The sequence below is a fragment of the Rhodoferax sp. GW821-FHT10B06 genome (genome assembly GCF_059415605.1).
The window spans coordinates 175710-194347 of record NZ_JBWKNO010000001.1 but is presented as its reverse complement, the minus strand read 5'-3'; the positions used below and the strand labels follow the sequence as shown (position 1 = coordinate 194347).

The 18638-nt window shown below is 63.0% G+C and carries 16 protein-coding genes; 5 read left to right on the top strand and 11 right to left on the bottom strand.

The window, feature by feature from the left end:
• Positions 1-108: 108 nt before the first annotated feature.
• Entirely contained in the window at positions 109-606 is a 498-nt protein-coding gene (locus AC07O2_RS00915; protein ID WP_495073860.1) for a DUF2917 domain-containing protein, read from the top strand.
• 107 nt (positions 607-713) lie between these two features.
• Here the strand turns inward: AC07O2_RS00915 and AC07O2_RS00910 are convergent, their stop codons facing one another.
• From AC07O2_RS00910 to AC07O2_RS00885, 6 genes are all read right to left on the bottom strand, one after another.
• Positions 714-1868 carry a toxin-antitoxin system YwqK family antitoxin gene (locus AC07O2_RS00910; protein ID WP_495073859.1) on the bottom strand — a complete coding sequence of 385 codons (1155 nt, stop codon included), beginning with the start codon at positions 1866-1868 and terminating at the stop codon, positions 714-716.
• Positions 1869-1923: 55 nt separating this feature from the next.
• Positions 1924-2730, bottom strand: coding sequence for a DODA-type extradiol aromatic ring-opening family dioxygenase (locus tag AC07O2_RS00905; protein ID WP_495073858.1), 807 nt, complete (start codon positions 2728-2730; stop codon positions 1924-1926).
• Positions 2731-2888: 158 nt separating this feature from the next.
• Positions 2889-4298: a hypothetical protein gene (locus tag AC07O2_RS00900; protein ID WP_495073857.1), complete on the bottom strand. Its 1410-nt coding sequence runs from the start codon at positions 4296-4298 to the stop codon at positions 2889-2891.
• Positions 4299-6167, bottom strand: coding sequence for a cytochrome P450 (locus tag AC07O2_RS00895; protein ID WP_495073856.1), 1869 nt, complete (start codon positions 6165-6167; stop codon positions 4299-4301). It abuts the gene before it with no gap.
• A 45-nt stretch (positions 6168-6212) separates the two neighbouring features.
• Positions 6213-10247 (bottom strand): ATP-binding protein, encoded by a 4035-nt coding sequence (locus AC07O2_RS00890; protein WP_495073855.1) that lies wholly within the window; start codon positions 10245-10247, stop codon positions 6213-6215.
• A 20-nt stretch (positions 10248-10267) separates the two neighbouring features.
• Positions 10268-10573: a 2Fe-2S iron-sulfur cluster-binding protein gene (locus tag AC07O2_RS00885; protein WP_495073854.1), complete on the bottom strand. Its 306-nt coding sequence runs from the start codon at positions 10571-10573 to the stop codon at positions 10268-10270.
• A gap of 133 nt (positions 10574-10706) precedes the next feature.
• On the opposite strand from AC07O2_RS00885, the gene AC07O2_RS00880 reads away from it, so the two are divergent.
• Entirely contained in the window at positions 10707-11234 is a 528-nt protein-coding gene (locus AC07O2_RS00880) for a GNAT family N-acetyltransferase (protein ID WP_495073853.1), read from the top strand.
• Between the two features lie 54 nt (positions 11235-11288).
• Here the strand turns inward: AC07O2_RS00880 and AC07O2_RS00875 are convergent, their stop codons facing one another.
• From AC07O2_RS00875 to AC07O2_RS00865, 3 genes are all read right to left on the bottom strand, one after another.
• On the bottom strand, positions 11289-11951 hold the full coding sequence (locus tag AC07O2_RS00875) for a Crp/Fnr family transcriptional regulator (protein WP_495073852.1): 663 nt from the start codon (positions 11949-11951) through the stop codon (positions 11289-11291).
• A gap of 107 nt (positions 11952-12058) precedes the next feature.
• Positions 12059-12745, bottom strand: a complete 687-nt coding sequence (locus AC07O2_RS00870; RefSeq protein WP_495073851.1) for a helix-turn-helix transcriptional regulator — start codon at positions 12743-12745, stop codon at positions 12059-12061.
• 163 nt (positions 12746-12908) lie between these two features.
• Positions 12909-13775 carry a DUF6279 family lipoprotein gene (locus AC07O2_RS00865; RefSeq protein ID WP_495073850.1) on the bottom strand — a complete coding sequence of 289 codons (867 nt, stop codon included), beginning with the start codon at positions 13773-13775 and terminating at the stop codon, positions 12909-12911.
• Between AC07O2_RS00865 and glmU the strand changes: the two genes are divergently transcribed.
• The 3 genes from glmU to AC07O2_RS00850 all read left to right on the top strand — a co-directional run bounded on the left by glmU (position 13774) and on the right by AC07O2_RS00850 (position 16541).
• Complete coding sequence (glmU, locus tag AC07O2_RS00860) at positions 13774-15174, top strand: bifunctional UDP-N-acetylglucosamine diphosphorylase/glucosamine-1-phosphate N-acetyltransferase GlmU (RefSeq protein ID WP_495073849.1); 1401 nt, start codon at positions 13774-13776, stop codon at positions 15172-15174. The genes AC07O2_RS00865 and glmU overlap by 2 nt on opposite strands.
• Positions 15171-15911, top strand: a complete 741-nt coding sequence (locus AC07O2_RS00855; RefSeq protein WP_495073848.1) for a sensor histidine kinase — start codon at positions 15171-15173, stop codon at positions 15909-15911. Before glmU ends, AC07O2_RS00855 begins: the two co-directional genes overlap by 4 nt.
• A gap of 63 nt (positions 15912-15974) precedes the next feature.
• Entirely contained in the window at positions 15975-16541 is a 567-nt protein-coding gene (locus tag AC07O2_RS00850; RefSeq protein ID WP_495073847.1) for a DUF2059 domain-containing protein, read from the top strand.
• A gap of 69 nt (positions 16542-16610) precedes the next feature.
• On the opposite strand, the gene AC07O2_RS00845 is transcribed toward AC07O2_RS00850, so the two are convergent.
• On the bottom strand, positions 16611-17879 hold the full coding sequence (locus tag AC07O2_RS00845) for an Hsp70 family protein (RefSeq protein ID WP_495073846.1): 1269 nt from the start codon (positions 17877-17879) through the stop codon (positions 16611-16613).
• A complete protein-coding gene (locus AC07O2_RS00840) occupies positions 17876-18592 on the bottom strand; it encodes an alpha/beta hydrolase (RefSeq protein ID WP_495073845.1) in 717 nt (238 codons plus the stop codon). Before AC07O2_RS00840 ends, AC07O2_RS00845 begins: the two co-directional genes overlap by 4 nt.
• Positions 18593-18638 lie beyond the last annotated feature (46 nt).

Sequence of the window (18638 nt, the reverse complement as noted above, 5' to 3'; positions counted from 1 at the left end):
GTGCCATTCATGCGGTTTGGGAATCAATAACCCGGTCCGATTTCATTGGACCCCGTGAACGACAAGAACGATGATTCATTCCCAAAACGACATTATCTGGAGTACACCATGTCTACCACCCTTGCATTGCAATCCACTCTTTCTGCGGCCGCTCTGACGGAATGCTGGAAGCTGGATGCGGGGCACGCTACCACGTTGCAACCGCGTCAGCCTGGCGTGTTTCGTGTGGCGCAGGGGAAGATTTGGGCCACCATGGACGGCCCGCACACCGGCCACACCATGGTGCTAGGTGACCACATCCTCCATGCCGGCGATAGCCTGACGCTTCAAGCGGGCCAGAGCCTGGTGGTTGAATCCTGGTACCTGGGTGCCCAGGCTAGTCAGGCGGAGGCTGCCTACTTCAGCTGGGAGCCACAGACCGAGGCGGTCTGGGACGGCCGTCAGGAAGCCGCCAGTGCCGGTGCCCAGTGGCGCGGTGGCGTGGTCCAGCCGGGCCGCGACCTGGCATTGGCCCTGCGTTCCGCCGCCGCGGCTGTCGGACGTCTGGCCATGGGCCTGGTCGGCCTGGGCGACACCCTGGTGGCCGGGCGTGGCCGCACGGCCTGAGCTGGTTTGCTATTAAATATGTAGCTACTGGCGTAGGTTATATCTGCGCCAGCGGCCGATTTTTATAAATCTGCCAAAAGGGTGCTGCCGTGGTGCAGCGCCCTTTTTTATTTGGCGTAGGCCTTGCGCGAGCCGTCTTCAAACACCTCGTCGTCGTGCAAGAGCTTGCCGTCGTCGTCCCAGTCGCGTTCGCGGCTGATGCGGCCACGGCTGTCGTAGATGGCTTCGCCCACCAGCTTGCCTTGGGCGTTGAAGGACTGGTGGGTGCCTACAGGGGTCTGGTTGTAGCGGTCGGTCTGGATGTAGCGCCCGGTGCGGGATGGCTTGCCGCTGTCATAGAAGTCGGTTTCGTCCACGTAATTAGTGTTGCCGTCGCGGCTATACAGCATGCGGCTTTTGGGCTGGCCATTCAGGTAGAAGCTGGCGTCGCTCACCGCGCGGCGCTCGGCCCATTTCTGCTCGCGCACCAGGCTGCCTCTTTCAGAGAATTCGCGCTCCAGGGTCTTGCTGGAGGTTTTGCCGTCCAGCTGCCACAGGGTTTCGCGGCGCAGCACACCGTCTTCGGCAAAGCGGCGCTCGGAGCGGGTGCCGTCCTTGGTTTCTTCCACGCGCTCCGGCTTGCCGCTGGGGTACAGGTCCTCCAGCCGCTGGCGCTGGCCGTTGACATAGCTGGCGCGCATCTGCAGCACGCCGGTATCGTTGAACATCTCTACCTGGGCGGGTTTGCCGCCGAAGCCGCAGAGCTTGGCGTCGTCCACCAGCGGCGTCAGCAGCGGTTTGTCGCCGCAGCGCAGGGCGCGCAGCTGGCCGCGCGGCGTCAGTTCGGCATAGGCCAGTTCGCCCTGGTTACCGGTGCCGTAGTAGGTGGCGCGCATCAGAGTGCCCGTCGGGTGGTTGCGGCGCACTAGGCCGACTTCGCTGCCGTTGTCGTAGGTGGACTCGCGCAGCACCGTGCCGTCGGGGGCGAATTCGCGTACCAGGCCGTGGTTGTTGCCGCGCTCGTTGACATGGCGCTCGCGCAGCAGTTTGCCGTTTTGGTAGAAGCGGTCCAGGCCCATGGAGCGGCCGTTCTGCAGCTCTTCTTCGCGGGTCAGCTGGCCGGTGTCGCGGTCCTTGCAGCGCATGATGCCGGTCTTGCCGGCGGTGGTGCTGCCGTTGTCGGGGTTGACGGATTGGCCGTTGAGTTCGCAGTCCTGTACGGCGTGGGCCGCGCCGGCACACAGTAGGGCGGCGCAAGCTGCGGTGAAAGAACGTAAATGCATTTTGCTATTGAATATGTAGCTGCTGGCGCAGGTTTTACCTGCGTCAACGGGGTTTTTAATCCTTGGTGTCGAAGCGGAAGCTGGAGGCGGTGACGCCGCCGTACATGGCGTCTTCGTGGTAGACGCAGGTGGCCGGGTCATTGAAGGCGGCGCCCACGGCCACCATCAGCGGGATCAGATGCTCTTCGCGCGGGTGCGCCAGGCGGGCCGAGGGCGCGCTGGCCCAGGCCAGCAGGCGGGCTTCGCGCTCGGCCGGGGCGGCGGCCACGGTGTCCTGCAGCCAGTCGTCAAAGGCTTTGGACGGCGCCCGGGCCGCCGGGCCGAACATGCGCAGGTTGTGGTAGCTCAGGCCGCTGCCGACGATGAGCACGCCCTCGTCGCGCAGCGGCGCCAGGGCCCGGCCCAGCGCCAGGTGGACGGCAGGGTCCAGCCCGGTTTTCAGCGACAGCTGCAGCACCGGCACATCGGCTTGGGGGTACATCACCACCAGGGGCGAAAACGTGCCGTGGTCAAAGCCGCGATGCGGGTCGAGACGCGCGGGCAGGCCGGCGGCGGCGATGAGCTCCACTACGCGCTGGGCCACTTCCGGCGCGCCGGGCGCGGGGTAGACCACCTTGTAGGTATGGGGCGGGAAGCCGCCGTAGTCGTACAGCATGGGCGGCTGGGGGTGGGCCATGGCGGTGAAGGCGCTTTCCTCCCAGTGGGCCGAAATGCACAGCACAGCCTTGGGGGTGACGCCGATCTGGCGCGGCATGTCGGCCAGCGATTCGGCCAGGATGCGCATCATGGGGCGCATCTCTTCCATGTAGGGCCAGGGGCCGCCGCCATGGGAGATGAAATAGGTGGGCAGGGTGGTGGTCATGGGGCGGGAGCTTTCTGTGGGCGAAAGGCGTTTTATAGCGCAGCTGCTCACCAATTGCAGGAAAGCCCCACGGAGGGGGCTTTCAGATTTGTGGTTGCTACTTTATTGATAGCTTCTGGCGTAGGTACTACCTGCGTTGGCGGCCTCTTTGGCTTGCATCAGCCCGCCGGTGGCTCGGCCAGTACCCGCAGCGCCGGCAGGCTGGGGAACATCGTGTACAGCGTGCCGCGTGTGGTGACGAACGGTGTGAAGCCGGTCAGTGGCTTGTTGACGCTGCCGCCCATGGGAATGTCGTACTGGCCGCCGTCGCCTTCGTGGTTGCCGATCAGCGGGTCCTTGGCTGTGCCCTGGATGCCGGTGCCAAACGGATTTTTGTTGCCCCACTCGGACACCAGGTGCTCGAACTGGTCCTCCAGGCTGGCGCAGAAGAACAGGCCTAGCAGGCCACGGTCGCTGTCGGCCCCACCACCTGCCGGGCCGTATGGAATGCCACGGCGCAGCAGTGGACGTCGGCGGAACGGCACGACCGGATCGGCTCGCGGGTTCATACGCCTGATGTGCGCACCGAAGGGGCAGCCCAGGCCCTGCTTGTCGGCCGAGAAGTCGAAGTCGTTCAACTCGGCGTTTGTCTGCGGCGTGTGGTCTGGTCCGGGCTGGCTGGGTGAGCTTTCGTCCAGTACCCGGCCGTCGTGCCAGCGGCCCAGCAGCTTGGCGCGCACATAGTCGGCCGAGGGGGCATCGCCGGCTGCCTTGTCCACGAAGGACTCGAACGCCGCCGTGTCCTGCGCCATCTTGCGGAACACCGAGAAGCTGCCGTTGGCAAAGAACTGGCGCACCGGCTCGTCCTCGGTACTGAGCAGCCAGCGGTTATAGCCCTCGTCGTTTTCATGGCCCAGCAGGAACTCGCCGGGGGCGTGGAATTGGGGCGGAATCTTCAGCTCGGCATAGTGGGCGGCATGCGGGTGCAGGCCGTTGACCAGTGGGTTGGTGATGCCGTCCAGATAGCCGAAGTGGATGCGGCGCTTTTTGCGGTCGTGGTTCAGGTGGCCACCCTGGAAGGCCGCCGTCCAGCCCTCGGGCGCAAACGCGTCGCCGGCCAACTGCTGCAGTGTGGTCTGCGCCTGGTCCAGCTCGGCCTGGGTGTCGGCATGCAGGGTGAGGAAGATGTGCGCCGTGTTCGGCCGAAAGCTGGTATCCCACAGCTCGGCGGCGCTGGGGCCGGTGTCGGCCAGGCGGTGTGCTGCGCGCTGGTAGGCACCCTCGGCAAAGGCCGGCGCGCGGTCCTGGAAGGCGCGCAGATACACCGAGGGCAGTTGCAGCTGCTGCAAGCCTTTGAAGGTGAAGCCTATGCCGACCGGACAGCGCTGCGCCGCCTTCAGCCGCGCGGCGGCGGCGCGCGAGGCGGTGGCCGCGACGACCCAGCCACCGTCCAGCAGCGCGCGCAGAAACTGCCGTGCCGTATCGACCTGGGTGATGCTGTGCACAAAGTAGCGGCTATGGTGAAAGTCGTAGCCGTTGACCACGATGTTCTGGATGTGGGCTTTCTCAAGCCGGGCGGTGTGCGGCATTTAGCGGACCTCCGGGCTGGCGTTGATGTCGGCCACGGTGCGCATCGGGTAGGCGCTGTAGAAATAACGCCCGGCGGGCTGCTTGTTGTGCAGGCGTATCGCGTCGATGAATTCCTTGGGGAATTCCGCCACTGGGAGCGGCGGCGCGTTGTCGATGTGTTCGAACAGCAGGTCGAACAGCGGGCCGATCTGCAGCGCGAAGTGTTCGATGTAGGCGTCGAAGTCGCCGTCGAAGATGGTGTGCAGCACCAGCTTGCTGTCGTTCTCTAGAAACTCGAAAAATGCGAAGTGCACATGGCGTGCCTGCTGCAGCCGCAGCTCGATGCGCGGTGCGCCGTAGACGATGATCTGCTTCAGCGCCTCGGCGTGTACGGCCAGCGGCTTCTTGATTTCCATCACCACGTTGAGCGACTGCTGGATGACCCGTTTGTCCACAGTGAACTGCAGCGGGAAGCTGCTGCAGTTGAAGCCCCAGTGTTTTTGCAGCCGGTTCGGCTCGCCGGTGGTCGGGTCCAGCGTCTGCGCCAGGCCGGGTAGCAGCAGCACCTGCTGCACCACCTGGGCTACCAGTGGCATCGCGATGTACTTGCCCAGGCATTGGTGCAGGTGGTCGCCGGGATCGCCGCCGAAGATCAGCGGATCGTCCTTAGTGGCCGTGGCGCGGAACTCGTGCGGATGGGGCTGGCCGTTGTTGCGTGTGGCTGCGCCCACCGCCAGGATGACGAGGGAGCCGGCCGGGATGCGCACGCCGTTCACATCGCCAAATGGGTTGTCCTTCAGCACGCGGCGCGGCAAAAACGGCGCGGGTGGCTGCAGGCGCAGCGCTTCCAAAATCAGCGCGCTGAGCGCACCCGCATCGGCTGGATTTTGCGCTGCGCGCAACGCGGCGGCTTGGGCCAGCGGCATTTGGCCGAGCGTGAAGAACTGGCTGATGGCGATGCTGACGCTGGCCTGCACATTGCCGATGATGCCGGCGATGGAGCCCACCACGATGGCTGCCAGCTCGGTGCCCGAGTACTGTGCCGCCGTGCGCGCCAGCCGTGGCAGCACGGGCTCAAAATCCTTCAGCAGCAGGGCGCCCTGGGGCGGGAAGGCAAAGGTCTGCAGGTCCTTTAGCTCCTGCTGCAGGGACGCGACTTCATCCTGCTCTTTTTTGCCGATGGCTTTCTGGTACTGGTCGATCAGCTGGCCGACGCGTACCAGCAGCATGCCCATCGCGCCCGAGGCCTGGGGCACGGCGAAAGGGTTGGCGACGAAGTGGCGGGCAAACATCTGGTAGCTCATGCCGTTGTAGGCCAGGCGCATGGTCTGCTCCAGCAGGCCTATGTCGGACTGGGCAAAGCCGAACAGGAAGCCGACAAAGCGCAGCGCGGCCTGTTCGCTCAGATAGGCCAGGTCGAACTCCCGGGTTTTCAGCGGCAGTACGGCGGCGGCCTGGTAGGCCAGCGCCGATAGCGCGGCGATGGTGCGGCCGTCGTACTTGAAGGCGCTCATCGCAAACTGGCGCTGGGCCTTGTGCTCGTCGGTTGCGGGTGTGGGCTGGTCCTTGTCCAGGCCCAGCATGAAGGTACCGCTGCCCAGGGCCAGGTAGGGCGAGTTGCTGAAGCATTCGGTGTTGGTCAGCGCCTGTTCGATGTGCGTGCGTTGCGACAGCAGGTAGACCTGCTGGTGGTAGACCGAGTCGCCAGCGTCGCTGGCGTGGATCTTGGTGTCGGCGCAACTGGTGAACTGCAGCACGCGCGGGGTTTGTAGTAATTCCTGGTACAGCGCGGCACGCTGTTGATCGTCATTGAGCCAGGAGAAAAGCAGGCGGTTTTGTTGGAAAGCCGAGATCTGCACGTCGTCAAAGGCGGCGAGTAGTGGGGTCATGGGGGCTCCGTGGGTGACTGGTTGCCCATTCACCAACTGCGAGCTTCAGGCGGTGGCGAGGGGGTCGTATTCGGCTGGCAACAGAGGCTCCAGTAAAGCCCCGGCAACCTGCACGTCGCGAGTGTAGAAACCTTCCGATACGGCGTCATACTCACTTTTGAGTACGATTTTTGCCTCTGATGAGCGGCCTTGTGCTACCTGTAGTTGCGACAGGCTGGTGGCACAGCGCAGGGCTGCGGCCCGATGTTGGCGATTACGGGCAAAGTCCAGCGCGCCTTGCAGCCATTGTTCAGCTTCCTGTTGTCGGTCTTGTCCGTGCAAGGCGGCAGATTGCAGCAGCAACTCGCCCGTGAGCCGGCGGATTTCGGCCTCGTGGTAATGCTCCTGGTACTGGCAGACGATCTCGAACGCCTGGTACAGCAGGGCCAGGCCTTCATCGGGTTTGCCAGCCAGTGCCAAGCCTTCGGCCTGCATCGCAAGGTACAGCGGACGGGTGACGACGGCGCCGGTGGAGACCCACATGCGGTAGGCCTGCTGCATTTCTGCCACGCCAGCCTCGGGTTCGCCCAGCTCGGCCAGCAGGCGTCCATGCAGTAGGGTGGAATACGCGAGCCAGACGGCAAATCCGCCTTCCTGGCAGATGCTTTTGGCCTGCTTGGCGCAGTGCATGGCTTCGGTGATCTCGCCCCGGAACAGGTGTATGGACGCACAAAAAGCAAATGCTTCGCCCATGCTGAATTTGTGGCCGAGTTGTTCGGCCAGGGCCACAGCCTGCCTTGCCCGCTCCAGGGCCTGGTCGGCCAGGCCGAGTTCCCACACGGCCCAGGCGGAATAGCACAGGCTCATGATGCCGGGGTCTTGTACCACGCTGGGGTGGTGCTGCAGCTGTCGGTAGTCGGTGAGGCAGGCGTCCAGGTGCGCGAGGGAGGCCACAAAATCACCCTTGTGGAACAAGATGTTGCCTGCCGCCCATTGCACCTGGATTTTGCGCATGGGGTCGGCAGCCTCGCCGATCAGATTGGCAGCCTGTTGGGCGATCTCATGCGCGCGGTCAAAGTCGGCGCGCATGAAGTGGTAGCCCTCCAGCCCGAGCAGGGTTTTCATTTGCGCGGTTTCGTCGCCTACGCGCTGGCAAAGTTCAGCCGCACGCTCATAGGCGTGCCCTACCTGGTCGGCGCCGTAGCCGTGGGTGGCGATGAGCTGGCCGGCTAGTAGCAGCTGCAGCCGCAGTTCGGCGCGGTCACGCTCGGATACCGGCGGCAGCCGCAGTAAAACGGCCAGACCGCTGCGCAGGTGGTTGATGGCTTCCAGATGGGCGGAGCGGGTGGCGGCTCTGCGGGCGGCCCGTTCCCAGTATTCCAGTGCCTGTGCATCGTTGCCTGACTGCGCGAAGTGGTGGGCCAACAACTCGGGCTGGCTTTGCGCCAGGTCCTGGAATTGCTCGCGTACAACGTTGGCGATGGTGCGGTGAAGGCGTTTGCGGTCGCGCTCCCAGAGGGATTCATAGGCCGCATCGCGCACCAGCGCATGCTTGAAGTAATAGTGGGTGCCCGCAGCGTCGGTGGTTTCAATCACCAACCCGGAGCGCACCAGCGCTGCAAGGCGTGCGGGCAGATCATGCAGCCCGATGGGTGAGGTTTCGTGTGCCACGATGGCCTGCAGCAGCGGCAGGGAGAACTCGCGTCCTATGGTGGCACCCACCTGCGCAACTTGTTTGGCGGTGGCCAGGCGGTCCAGCCGCGCCATCAGCAGGTCATGGATGGTGGCTGGCACGGTGAAGCGCGCCGCCATGGCCGCATCGTGGCTGTGGGCTTGCACCCCCAGGTCCATTACCATGCGGGCCGATTCTTCGATGAACAGGGGGACACCATCGGCCTTGGCCGCCAAGAGCTGCACCATTTCGCCCGGCACGGCGGAGGGGCCGCAGGCGCCCAGAATCATGGCCCGGGTGGATTCGGGCGACAAGCCCTTCAGTGGGACCTCGTGCACCGCAAAGCCGGTGTCCTGTACCGGGGACTGCTCGGTGCGCAGGGTGAGCAGTACCATCAGGGGGCGCTGCTTCGCCTCGGCCATGGCGCGATGCAGAAATTCACGTGTCGAAGGGTCAACCCATTGCAGGTCTTCCATCAGCAGGCAAACCGGGCCACGCTGTGTGGCATGCAGCAGCCAGGCCACCAGCACGTCCAGCGTGCGTTCGCGTTGCTTTTCTTTGGTATAGGACAGGGCTGCCAGTCTGCCGTCCATCGGAATCGACAGCAGGGCTGCGACCAGCGCCTGGGCATCGGTCTGTAACAGGTCTTCGGGCAGCTGTGCCTGGATCTTGTGGAGCTTGCTGTCGGGTGACTCTTCATCCACGATGCGCAACTGGCGGCGCAGAAAATCGATCAAGGGATGGAATGTGCTGTGCACATGGTCCGGCGTGCAGCGGCATTCCAGCACCGCCAGTTTGCGGGCCTGCAGGGAACGACGGAACTCACTGGCCAGACGTGATTTGCCGATACCTGCCTCGCCTGACACCAGCACTGCGCGCACACCTTGGGTGCAGACTTCATTCCAGTGCTGTTCCAGCGCGCCGATTTCGGCATTACGGCCTACAAATGGGGTGCGCCGAGGCGCGGACTCCTGCGCAAGCTGGCTGCCATTGGGTACTTCGCTGACCACGCGGTAGGCCGCGGTGGCGGGGGCGAATCCTTTGAGCGGCGGCAGGCTTGTGAGCCGCTCGAAGATGAATTTTTCTTTGACGATTTGCCGCGTGGAATCGCTGGCAACCATGGTGTTGGGTTGGGCGATGGACTGAAGCCGTGCGGCCAGGTGCAAGGAAACGCCAAAAGGTTGACCGGACCGCACCACCACATTGCCGGTCACTACGCCAAGTCGTACCTGTACTCCCAACTGGGTGACGGTTTGGATGATTTCCAGCCCGGCGCGTAGTGCGCGTGCCACCGAATCTTCGTAGGCCAAAGGCACGCCAAAGTAGCACATGATGCCGTCATCGCCTTGGGGGGTGTCCGAAATGCCGCCCCAGCGCGACACCACGCCAGCGCACACCGTGTGGTAGGTGTCCAGCACTTCGCTGTAACGTTCGGCCCCCCAGGTGTCCAGCAGGTGGGTAGAGCCCACCAGATCGCAGGACACGGCCGTAACCTGGCGCAGGTTGTCGTCCAGGCCTGCGCGTTCCATGGAGGGGTGTAGAACCAATGCAGCATCGCCGTACAGCGCACAGGTCCACGGAAGGGCTTCTGTGGACGTCTGCTGGTGGTGACGGTTATGCCGTGCATGCTGCACGGCGGCCCCAAGCGTACTGCCCTGGGCCAAGGCCTGGTAGAACGCCCGCATGCCGTCGATATGCAGCGGTGCGTCGTCTACATCCTGGTGTATGAGTACGTTGGCACCATACCGCAGCATGCCAATGTGACTGCTGGCATGGTCGGATATCCAAAGTTGCGCGGCGTTGCTGGTGTCCTGGTGGTCGGGTATTGCGTGAAGGTGGTCGTCAGTGCCTATGCTGTGCACCACGTCGCTGTCGTGCACGAGCTTGAGCAAGCTGGTGGGTTCAACGGTTTGGGTGTGCACCAGGGTGGCTTCCAGGCCCTCGATAAAGAGAATGCTTTCGGCCAGCGTTGCGCAGTACGCCTCTTGTGCTGGCGAGCAGTGTGGCTTTCGTAGCAGCAGGACGCGCAGAGACTCCCTGCGTGGCGCTGCGCGGCCTGGGCGTTTGGGGGGGGCGCCTGACAGCACGCGGCGGGTAATCTGGAATTTTTCACCTAAAAACTGGCTGCCATCAAAAGCCATTTCCCATGGAATGGCTAATAGGCTTTCATCTAGTTGCAGATAGATGGCCCGTGATGCACTGTGTTGCAAGACGTTGCGGATTTTTGTCGGGAAGAGTTGTTCAAATAGCAATGCTCCCCGTGTGAATGGATGGGCTATTGGTGCCCGCAAGGCTTGTATCTGCTCATCGCTGATGGAACAACTGGCGATATGCCCCATGGCTTGTGCATCTGACAGCGCCATGGACAGTTGTGTACCGTCCACCACAACCGTCAGGGTAAGGGTGGGGGCAGCGTCTGGTACTTGCACGGGTATTCCTGCCGGGGGTATCAGGAGATATATCCGGCCCGCTCTGGCAGTACCAGAGTAACGTCGGAGGTGGGGTAGGCCACGCAAGGCAGGATGTAGCCATCACGCTTTTCTTCCGCACTCAGGCCAGGCCAAGCGATGCGGTACTGGACGCCGCCGCTGGCCAAGTGGCAGATGCAGGTTCTGCAGGTGCCATTGCGGCAGGAATTTGCCATCAGCAAGCCAGCATGTTCGGCCGCGACCAGCAGGGGCAGATCTGGCGGTGCATCGAAACCACTTTCTGCGGGTAGCAATAGGGCATTGAAACAAACGGTATCTTGCTGCATGGTGTGACCAAGTTTAGTCGTAGCTTTCCGTCAAAAGCCTGCTTGGCAGGCTTTTGCGGCGACAATCCCTGTCCCCCGAAATGTTTTCGCTCTCTGGGCTATAGGCCCATTTCTTTCTTTTCGTTCTCTTCCCATGACCAGTTCATACATTTTCGATGTGCGTCCCGCAGTTTTGCGCGAAGCCCAGGACATCGCCAATCTCCACGTTATTGCGACGGCCGCCGCCTACCGGGGTCTGGTGCCTGATGAGCATCTCAACACCATGCCCAGTGCCAAGCGCTTGAATCTGTGGCGTGAGGCCATCGAATACGGAGATCCGCAGGTGCAAGTGGCCCTGGACGGTGAGACCATCGTGGGTTTTGTAGGCTTTGACCGTTCGCGCGACAAGGGCACCAAGAACACCGTGGGTGAAGTCTGGTCCATCTATGTTGCTCCCAGCCACTGGGGCAAGGGTGTGGGCCTGGCTTTGTGGGATGCGGCCCGTGAAGCCTTGGTGGACGAGGGGTGCACCACCGTCACCATCTGGATTCCGTTGCGTAACGAACGAGCTTTGCGCTTTTTTGACTTGGCGGGCTTCAAGCGGGAACTCAATACCGCCAAGACCGTACCCATGGGCGACATCAAAATCGAGGAAATTCGTCTCAAACGCGCCTTGGATTGATGCTGCGCCATGTGATGCGCCTTGTGCCAGCAGCAGAGGGGCGCAGCACATGGTTCACCACCGTGCTGGTAGGGCTTGCAAAAGCGTGATCTGGCGCTTGTCTACCCGCACATAGCCACCGGTTTCCAGGTCTTTCAGGATGCGGCTCACCATTTCTCGGCTGCAGCCGGCCCGGCTGGCAATTTCCTGGTGCGTGATGCGTTCGGCAATCAGCAGGGTCCCGTCTACTTGTGGTGTCGCCAGGCCCTGCAGGCATTGCACCAGGCGCCCATATACGTCCACAAAAGCCAGATTGCGCGCACTATTGGTGGCCATGCGGGCTCTGCGTATCACCTTGGATAGCAGGTCCAGTGCGAATTCGGGGCGTGTAGCAATGAAGCTCAACAAGGTTTTTCGCGTCAGCAGTGCGCAGGCAGTGGCCTCCATGGTCACCACGCTGGCCGACCGGGCGCCACCATCCAGGGCCATTTCACCGAAGTAGTCGCCTGGGCCTATCACGTCAAACGTGATTTCCTTGTCGTTGTCGTCGGTACAAAAGACTTTGACCCGCCCATCCACCACGACAAACAAGGTGTCGCCGGTGTCGGCCTCATGGATCAGGATGGTCCCTTTTCGATAGCGCCGGACTTCGCCCAGAGGCACCAACTCCCGCACCAACTCCGGCATGGAGTTGTCGTTGCAGAAAGTCTCAGTCAGGGTATCAATTGCGGGTTTCATGGATAGACGGCTGCGTACTGCGTACGCGCCAGTCTATGCCATAGCTATGGTCAGAGTCACATTCGGATACACACTTGTGTATCAAAGTGTATCAAAATTTTCTGGAGTTAATGCTGCAATGCTGTCATGTGGCGCGCCATAGGCGGCAGGATGGATACGGTTTCCACCAGTTGCCGGATGGTATCGCAGCGGGTTTTTACCCGAATGCTACGCAATTGGCTGCGAACGGTAGATATCTGCACACCATGGCGTTCGGCGATTTGCGTGGGGCGCATGCCGCTGCAAACCGAGGCCAGCACATTGCTTTCGGCGCTGGTGAGCCCGCGCTCGCGTGCAAACAGTGCGATGGTGGAGCTGTCGCACAGCTGTTGCTTGGCAAATACCAGCAAGGCAAACGGGCCTGCACCGGGCGCAGTCAGCGGGACCACTGCTACGCTGGTCGTGCAGTCTTCGCCACCCAGGCTGATCAGCGCGCGTACGCCGGATTGGGCACGCAGCAGGGCGTGTTCCAGTTGGGCTTCGTCGGAGTTGAGCAAGGTAGTCAAGCGACCATCGGTAATGCACAGGCCGCTGCGTGCACTACCGGCGCCTTGCAGGCTGCTATAGGCAAGCCGGTTGGAAAAGCGGATTTGCCGCGTCACCATGTGGACCAGCGCCAGGCCATAGTCCATTTGTTCCAGTACGCATTGCATCAATACCAGTGCGTCGGGTGACGAGGCCGCTGCGCTGGACAGGGGCTCATCTACATAGCTGAGAGTGTCGGTGACGGAATCAGAAAAATCGGTGTGCAGCATGGCGTTATCCCTCAAACCTGTTGTTCCCGCGAAATGCAGGTTGGTGTAGCGTGTTGCAGCGCACAACAGGATTGGGTAGAAGGATAGGCAATCGGCTTGTTTTTAGGTGGGTACTTTGCCCGCCAAATTTTGTGATGCATGCACCAAAACTTGGTGCATGCATTCAGCTTTGGGCTGCCAACTCTCTGAGTAGTTTTGCGTAGCCGGCCAGCCAGCGGACGGCGGCGGAGCGCTGGGCGGGCGTGGTGCTGTTGTGCAAGGCGGCGATGTTCTGGCAGTCTTGCTGGCGCAAAGCTTCTGTGTACGTGCGGTCCGAGGGGGTGTTCGGATGCAGGCTGCGTGCCATCAGGTCATGGATGGCGCTACGTGCATCAGGGGTGCGGGCCGATTGGCGCAGTGTTTGCAGCATATCAGTCTGGCGGCGCAGGCGCTCGGCGTGCGTGCGCTGCGGGTCGAACAACGACTGCTCCGATTGCTGGCGCAGCAATGCTTTCTGTGCTGCATCTATGCGTCCATAGATGGTTTCGGCGCGTTCCAGTACGGTATCGAGGCGCTTGGCCCGCAGCTCGGCCGGCTCCAGTGCCAGCCATTCCTTGCGGTAGTCGGTGTTTTTGTCGGCAAACTTATGCTCCAAATGTTGGAGCTGCGCCGGGCTCAGGCTTTGGGCCAGTGTGGTTGCCGGGCCCTCGGTGCTGAATACCAGAGCTTCTACAAAGCTGCGCAGCTGCTGGCCTGTCGCGCAGACCTGCTCGGGCGTGGTGTCTTGTGCGGCTTGGTTCTGGAGTTGTTGCAGCCAGTCGGCGTAGATGGGCAGTTGCTGCTGTCGCTGGATGTGCTGCAGTGCACGCAAGTCTTCGCGCACTTGCTGCGCCTGGGCCTTGTCCAGATCCACATAGCCGTTCAGCCACCAGACGCCCAGGTGTTCGCCCTGGTTGTAGGCCAGCTTCAGGCTGGTGCAGGCGGACAGCAGAAAGCTGGCCAACAACAGGCTGATAATCCCAATCCATTTACCTTTGAAGAAGTAAGACATGGCAGAAATCGACGTAGTCATCATGGCCGCGGGCAAAGGCACCCGCATGAAAAGCAAGCTGCCCAAAGTGTTGCACTCTTTGGCCGGGCGTGCGTTGCTGGCCCATGTTGTCCACACCGCCAGCAATCTGCAGCCCCGCAATGTGGTGGTCATTACCGGTCATGGCGCTACAGAAGTTGAAGCGGCCAGCGCAGGATACACAAGCGTTGGCGATACTTTCCCTATAAATTTTGCACGCCAGGAGCCGCAGCTGGGCACGGGCCACGCGGTGCAGCAGGCACTGCCCCAGCTGGCCGATGACGGCGTGGTGGTGATTCTGTCGGGCGACGTGCCCCTGACTCAGGCCGACACCCTGCGCCAGCTGATCGCCGTGGGCGCTGGGAGCAAGCTGGCCCTGCTGACGCTGGAGCAGCCCGACCCCAGCGGCTATGGCCGCATTGTGCGCAACGGAGATGCGGTGCAGGCCATCGTCGAGCACAAGGACGCCACGGACGAACAGCGCGCCATCCGCGAGATCTACAGCGGCATCATGGCGGTGCCCGCAAAGCATCTGCGCACCTGGCTGGGCCGTTTGGACAACCGCAACGCCCAGTCCGAGTACTACCTGACCGACATCGTCAAGATGGCCGTGGCCGATGGCGTGCCGGTGGTGGCCCACAAGATCAACGACGAGCTGCAGGTCGCAGGCGTCAACAGCCCCGTGCAGCTGGCCGAACTGGAGCGCGCTTACCAGCGGCAGCAGGCGCTATCACTCATGGAGCAAGGCGTGCGCCTGGCCGACCCTGCGCGGCTGGATGTGCGCGGCAGCCTACAGTGCGGGCAGGACGTGTCGATTGACGTGAATTGCGTGTTTGAAGGCCAGGTCAGCCTGGGCGACGGTGTACGCATAGGCGCCAACTGCGTGATCGCCAACGCGCAGATCGCCGCCGGCGCGGTGATCCACCCATTTACCCACATCGATGGCGAAAAGCTGGGCGTTTCGGTGGGGCCGGGTTCCTTGATCGGCCCGTTCGCCCGTTTGCGTCCGGGTGCCCAGCTGGGTGCCGAGGTGCATATCGGCAACTTTGTGGAGGTGAAGAACTCCACCCTGGCCAACGGTGCCAAGGCCAACCATCTGGCCTACCTGGGCGACGCCACAGTGGGCGAGCGCGTCAACTACGGCGCCGGCAGCATCACCGCCAACTACGACGGCGCCAACAAGCACCGCACAGTGATCGGCGACGACGTGCATGTGGGCAGCAACTGCGTGCTGGTGGCGCCCATCACCATCGGTGCGGGCGGTACGGTGGGCGGCGGCTCCACGTTGACCAAGGACGCCGCGCCTGGTGCGCTCAGCGTGGCGCGTGCGCGCCAGGTGGCGATTGCCAACTGGAGTCGTCCGAAAAAGGCCAAACCTTGAGCGGAGCCGAAGCCACCATCGCCGATCTGCAGGCCCGCCTGCAGCGCAGCGAAGCGCACAACGCCGCGCTGCAGGCCGAGCTGGAGCGTTTTGCCTACACCGTGTCGCACGACCTGCGGGCACCGCTGCGCCATATCACCGCCTATGCGCCGCTGGTGCGCGAGATGCTGGCCGAGGGCGAAGACCCCGCGCAATGCCTGGATACGCTGGAGCAGGCGGCACGCAACATGGCCCGCATGCTGGACGCCGTGCTAGAACTGTCCCGCCTCTCGCGCGTGGCTTTGCAGCCGGTTGTGTTGCCCTTGGCCGCGCTAGTGGCTGAAGCCCAGAATGCGCTGGCACCAGCGGCGGCGGGCCGCCAGGTGGAATGGCAACTGCCTGACAACTGGCCCGAGGTGCATGGCGACCCCGCACTCATACGCCAGTTGTGGCAGCAGCTTTTGTCGAACGCACTGAAGTTCACCCGGCCGCGGGCCCAGGCACAGATTGCGCTGGGCTGGGAGCCGCAAGTCGGCGGGGTGGTGTTTTGGGTGCGCGACAACGGCGTGGGTTTCAATCCTGCGGCCAGCGGCTCCATGTTTGACCTGTTCCAGCGGCTGCACACCACGTCGGAGTTCGAGGGCGCTGGCGTGGGCCTGGCCCTGGCGCGCCAGATCGTATTGCGCCACGGCGGCAGCATCCAGGCTGAAGGCGCGCTGGATGGCGGCTGTACCCTGCGTTTCACCTTGCCTGTGTAGGGCGCGATAATGTTTGGCAGGTCGCTTCGACCCATCCCCTATTTTTCCAACTGAGAACCGACCATGAAAAAAACCATCCTCGCGGTAACTTTGCTTGCTGCAGCTGCTTTGGCGCAGGCGGAAATTAGCCCTGCCAAGCAAGAGTTGATCAACAAGGTGCTACAGCTGCAGCAACCTACGCTGGACCAGATGTCGCGCCAATTGGCCGAAGGGGATGCCTTGCGTTTGATGCAGAACGCCATGTCGGTGATCCAGTTCAAGGCACCGCCTGAAAAGCGCGAAGCCCTGGCCAAGGACGTGCAAGGTGATGTGAAGAAATATGTGGACGATGTACGCCCCATGCTGCGTGACCGCCTGACCAAGCTCGCACCCAGCGCCATTGGCCCGCTGCTGGATGCACGCTTCAGTGAAGACGAGCTGCGCCAACTGATTGCCGTGATTGACTCGCCGGTGTTGCGCAAGTTCTCTCAACTGGGCCCCGACCTGCAGAAGGCGGTGTTCGAAAAGATTTCTGCCGACAGCAAGCCCCAGATAGAAACCAAGCTGCGCGCACTGGATGCCACCATCGTCAAGCGTCTGAACGCCGCGGGCGCCATGGGCACGCCTCCCGCACCTGCTGCCAGTAAATAAGAGTTGGCCATAAAAATAGCCGCTAGCGCAGGAGCTACCTGCGCTAGCGGCTATTTATTTGATAGCACCTCAGGCCAGCGCCATTTCTTTTTTGTTCTCCCGCGCCACCGAGCCGGCATAGGCCAAGCCTGCCGCAACGCTGGAGAATCGGTCGCCCGCCACCAAGCGAGAGTGGGGGAACAAGGCCTGCATGGCCTGCTGCAGCGGTGCCAGGGCGGATGAGCCACCCGTGAGATAGACCACGTCGGGCTGGGCCAGGCCGGCCATATCCACGCAGGCTTGGGCCGTTTGCACCACGCGTGCCAGCTGGGCCTGCAGCGCCTGGGCCAGGCCTTCGGGGGTAAGCAAGGCCGTCAAACCACGCTCTATGCAATCCAGGTCCATGGTCGCCTCCGCCCCGGACAGCGAGCAGGCAATCTTGCTGGCTTCCACATTGGCCAGGATGTGGTGGCCCACGCGTTCCTGCAGCACATGCACGAGCCGCTGGTATAGCGCGCGGTCCGTGTAGTCGTCGCGCAGGTCGGTGGCCTGGGCCAGGCTTTTGCGTGAATACGACTGGTGGATCAGGTGCCAGGTGGACAGGTCAAAAAAGATGCCGGACGGCACTTCGCGCCCGCTGGGTCCGGTATGGCCCAGGCCCAGCAGGGGCATGGCGTGGCGCAGATTCAGCAACTGGTCGAAGTCGGTGCCGCCGATGTGCACGCCGGTGGTGGCCAGGATGTCGTTGGCACGGTCGGCATGCAGCTGGCGGCCTGGGCCGACGCGCACCACGGTGAAGTCCGAGGTGCCGCCGCCAATGTCCACCACCAGCACCGTGGTTTCGGTGCTGACGCGGCGCTCAAAGTCGAATGCCGCGGCGATGGGCTCCAGCTGGAACTGCACGTCTTCAAAGCCCGCCGCACGTGCGGCCTGCTCCAGCGTGGCCTGGGCCAGGGCGTCGCGCTGGGCGTCGTCGTCCACAAAATGCACCGGGCGGCCCAGCATGGCGTGCTGCACGGCGTGGCCCAGGTGGGCTTCGGAGCGCTTTTTTAGTTCCTTGAAGAACAGTACCAGGATCTCGGTGTAGCTGATGAGCTGGCCGTTGACCACGGTTTTCTCTTCCATCAGCCGGCTGCCCAGCAGGCTTTTGATGGAGCGCATCAGCCGCCCCTCGGTACCCGCCAGATAGGCCTGCATGGCGGCGCTGCCATAGCTGGTGTGCTGGTCTTCGTAGGAGAAGAACAGCGCTGTGGGCAGCGTGGGCTTACCCGCGTCCAGCGGGATGGTTTCCAGGCTGCCGTCGGCGCGCACCAGGGCCGCTACGGTGTTGGAGGTACCAAAGTCGATTCCCAGCATCATCCCTGTGCCGCTCCCTGAACAGACGGTAGAACAGACTGCAGAAAGCGGCTGATGTCCGCCACCTCCTGGGGGTGCACGCTGTGCGGCATCGGGTAGGTATGCCATTGCACTGGATGGCCTAGCGCGGTCAGCGCCTGGCGCGAGCCTTCGGCGCGGGCCAGGGGCACCACCGGGTCGGCCGTGCCGTGGGCCATGTAGATGGGGGTGTTGAAGTTGGCTGGGTGGCGCTCGGTAGCCAGGGTGTCGGCCAGCGGCAGGTAGCCCGACAAGGCCATGATGCCCGCCAGTCGCGCCGGATGGCGCAGCCCGGTGTGCAAGGCCATGGCGCAGCCCTGGGAGAAGCCCGCCAGCACGATGTGCTTGGCAGCAATGCCACGGGCGACCTCGTGGGCGATCAGGGCCTCGATGGCGCGGGCCGAGGCGTGGATGCCGGCCGCGTCTTCCTGGCGCACCAGGTCCACATTCTTGATGTCGTACCAGGCGGGCATCACGTAACCATTGTTGATGCTCACCGGCATGACCGGGGCGTGCGGAAACACGAAGCGTATGGGCGCGCAGCCGCGCAGGTCCAGCTCGGGCACGATGGCCGCAAAGTCGTCCCCGCTGGCACCCAGGCCGTGCATCCAGATCACTGCGGCGGTGGGCTGGGGTGCGCTTTCAATTTCAATGCGTTGCAACAGGGCATTAAACGAGGCATTAACGGGAGAAGTCATGGGAGTCCATACGGGTAAACCGCGGGTTTGCGGCGTCAGAAGGGGG

What these genes read in the sequence shown, in the direction of transcription:
- AC07O2_RS00850 (WP_495073847.1), top strand. Translation starts at nt 15,975, where the DNA reads ATGAAAAAAACCATCCTCGCGGTAACTTTGCTTGCTGCAGCTGCTTTG.
- AC07O2_RS00895 (WP_495073856.1), bottom strand. Translation starts at nt 6,167, where the DNA reads ATGACCCCACTACTCGCCGCCTTTGACGACGTGCAGATCTCGGCTTTC.
- AC07O2_RS00885 (WP_495073854.1), bottom strand. Translation starts at nt 10,573, where the DNA reads ATGCAGCAAGATACCGTTTGTTTCAATGCCCTATTGCTACCCGCAGAA.
- AC07O2_RS00910 (WP_495073859.1), bottom strand. Translation starts at nt 1,868, where the DNA reads ATGCATTTACGTTCTTTCACCGCAGCTTGCGCCGCCCTACTGTGTGCC.
- AC07O2_RS00880 (WP_495073853.1), top strand. Translation starts at nt 10,707, where the DNA reads ATGACCAGTTCATACATTTTCGATGTGCGTCCCGCAGTTTTGCGCGAA.
- AC07O2_RS00845 (WP_495073846.1), bottom strand. Translation starts at nt 17,879, where the DNA reads ATGATGCTGGGAATCGACTTTGGTACCTCCAACACCGTAGCGGCCCTG.
- AC07O2_RS00900 (WP_495073857.1), bottom strand. Translation starts at nt 4,298, where the DNA reads ATGCCGCACACCGCCCGGCTTGAGAAAGCCCACATCCAGAACATCGTG.
- AC07O2_RS00915 (WP_495073860.1), top strand. Translation starts at nt 109, where the DNA reads ATGTCTACCACCCTTGCATTGCAATCCACTCTTTCTGCGGCCGCTCTG.
- AC07O2_RS00865 (WP_495073850.1), bottom strand. Translation starts at nt 13,775, where the DNA reads ATGTCTTACTTCTTCAAAGGTAAATGGATTGGGATTATCAGCCTGTTG.
- glmU (WP_495073849.1), top strand. Translation starts at nt 13,774, where the DNA reads ATGGCAGAAATCGACGTAGTCATCATGGCCGCGGGCAAAGGCACCCGC.
- AC07O2_RS00875 (WP_495073852.1), bottom strand. Translation starts at nt 11,951, where the DNA reads ATGAAACCCGCAATTGATACCCTGACTGAGACTTTCTGCAACGACAAC.
- AC07O2_RS00870 (WP_495073851.1), bottom strand. Translation starts at nt 12,745, where the DNA reads ATGCTGCACACCGATTTTTCTGATTCCGTCACCGACACTCTCAGCTAT.
- AC07O2_RS00840 (WP_495073845.1), bottom strand. Translation starts at nt 18,592, where the DNA reads ATGACTTCTCCCGTTAATGCCTCGTTTAATGCCCTGTTGCAACGCATT.
- AC07O2_RS00905 (WP_495073858.1), bottom strand. Translation starts at nt 2,730, where the DNA reads ATGACCACCACCCTGCCCACCTATTTCATCTCCCATGGCGGCGGCCCC.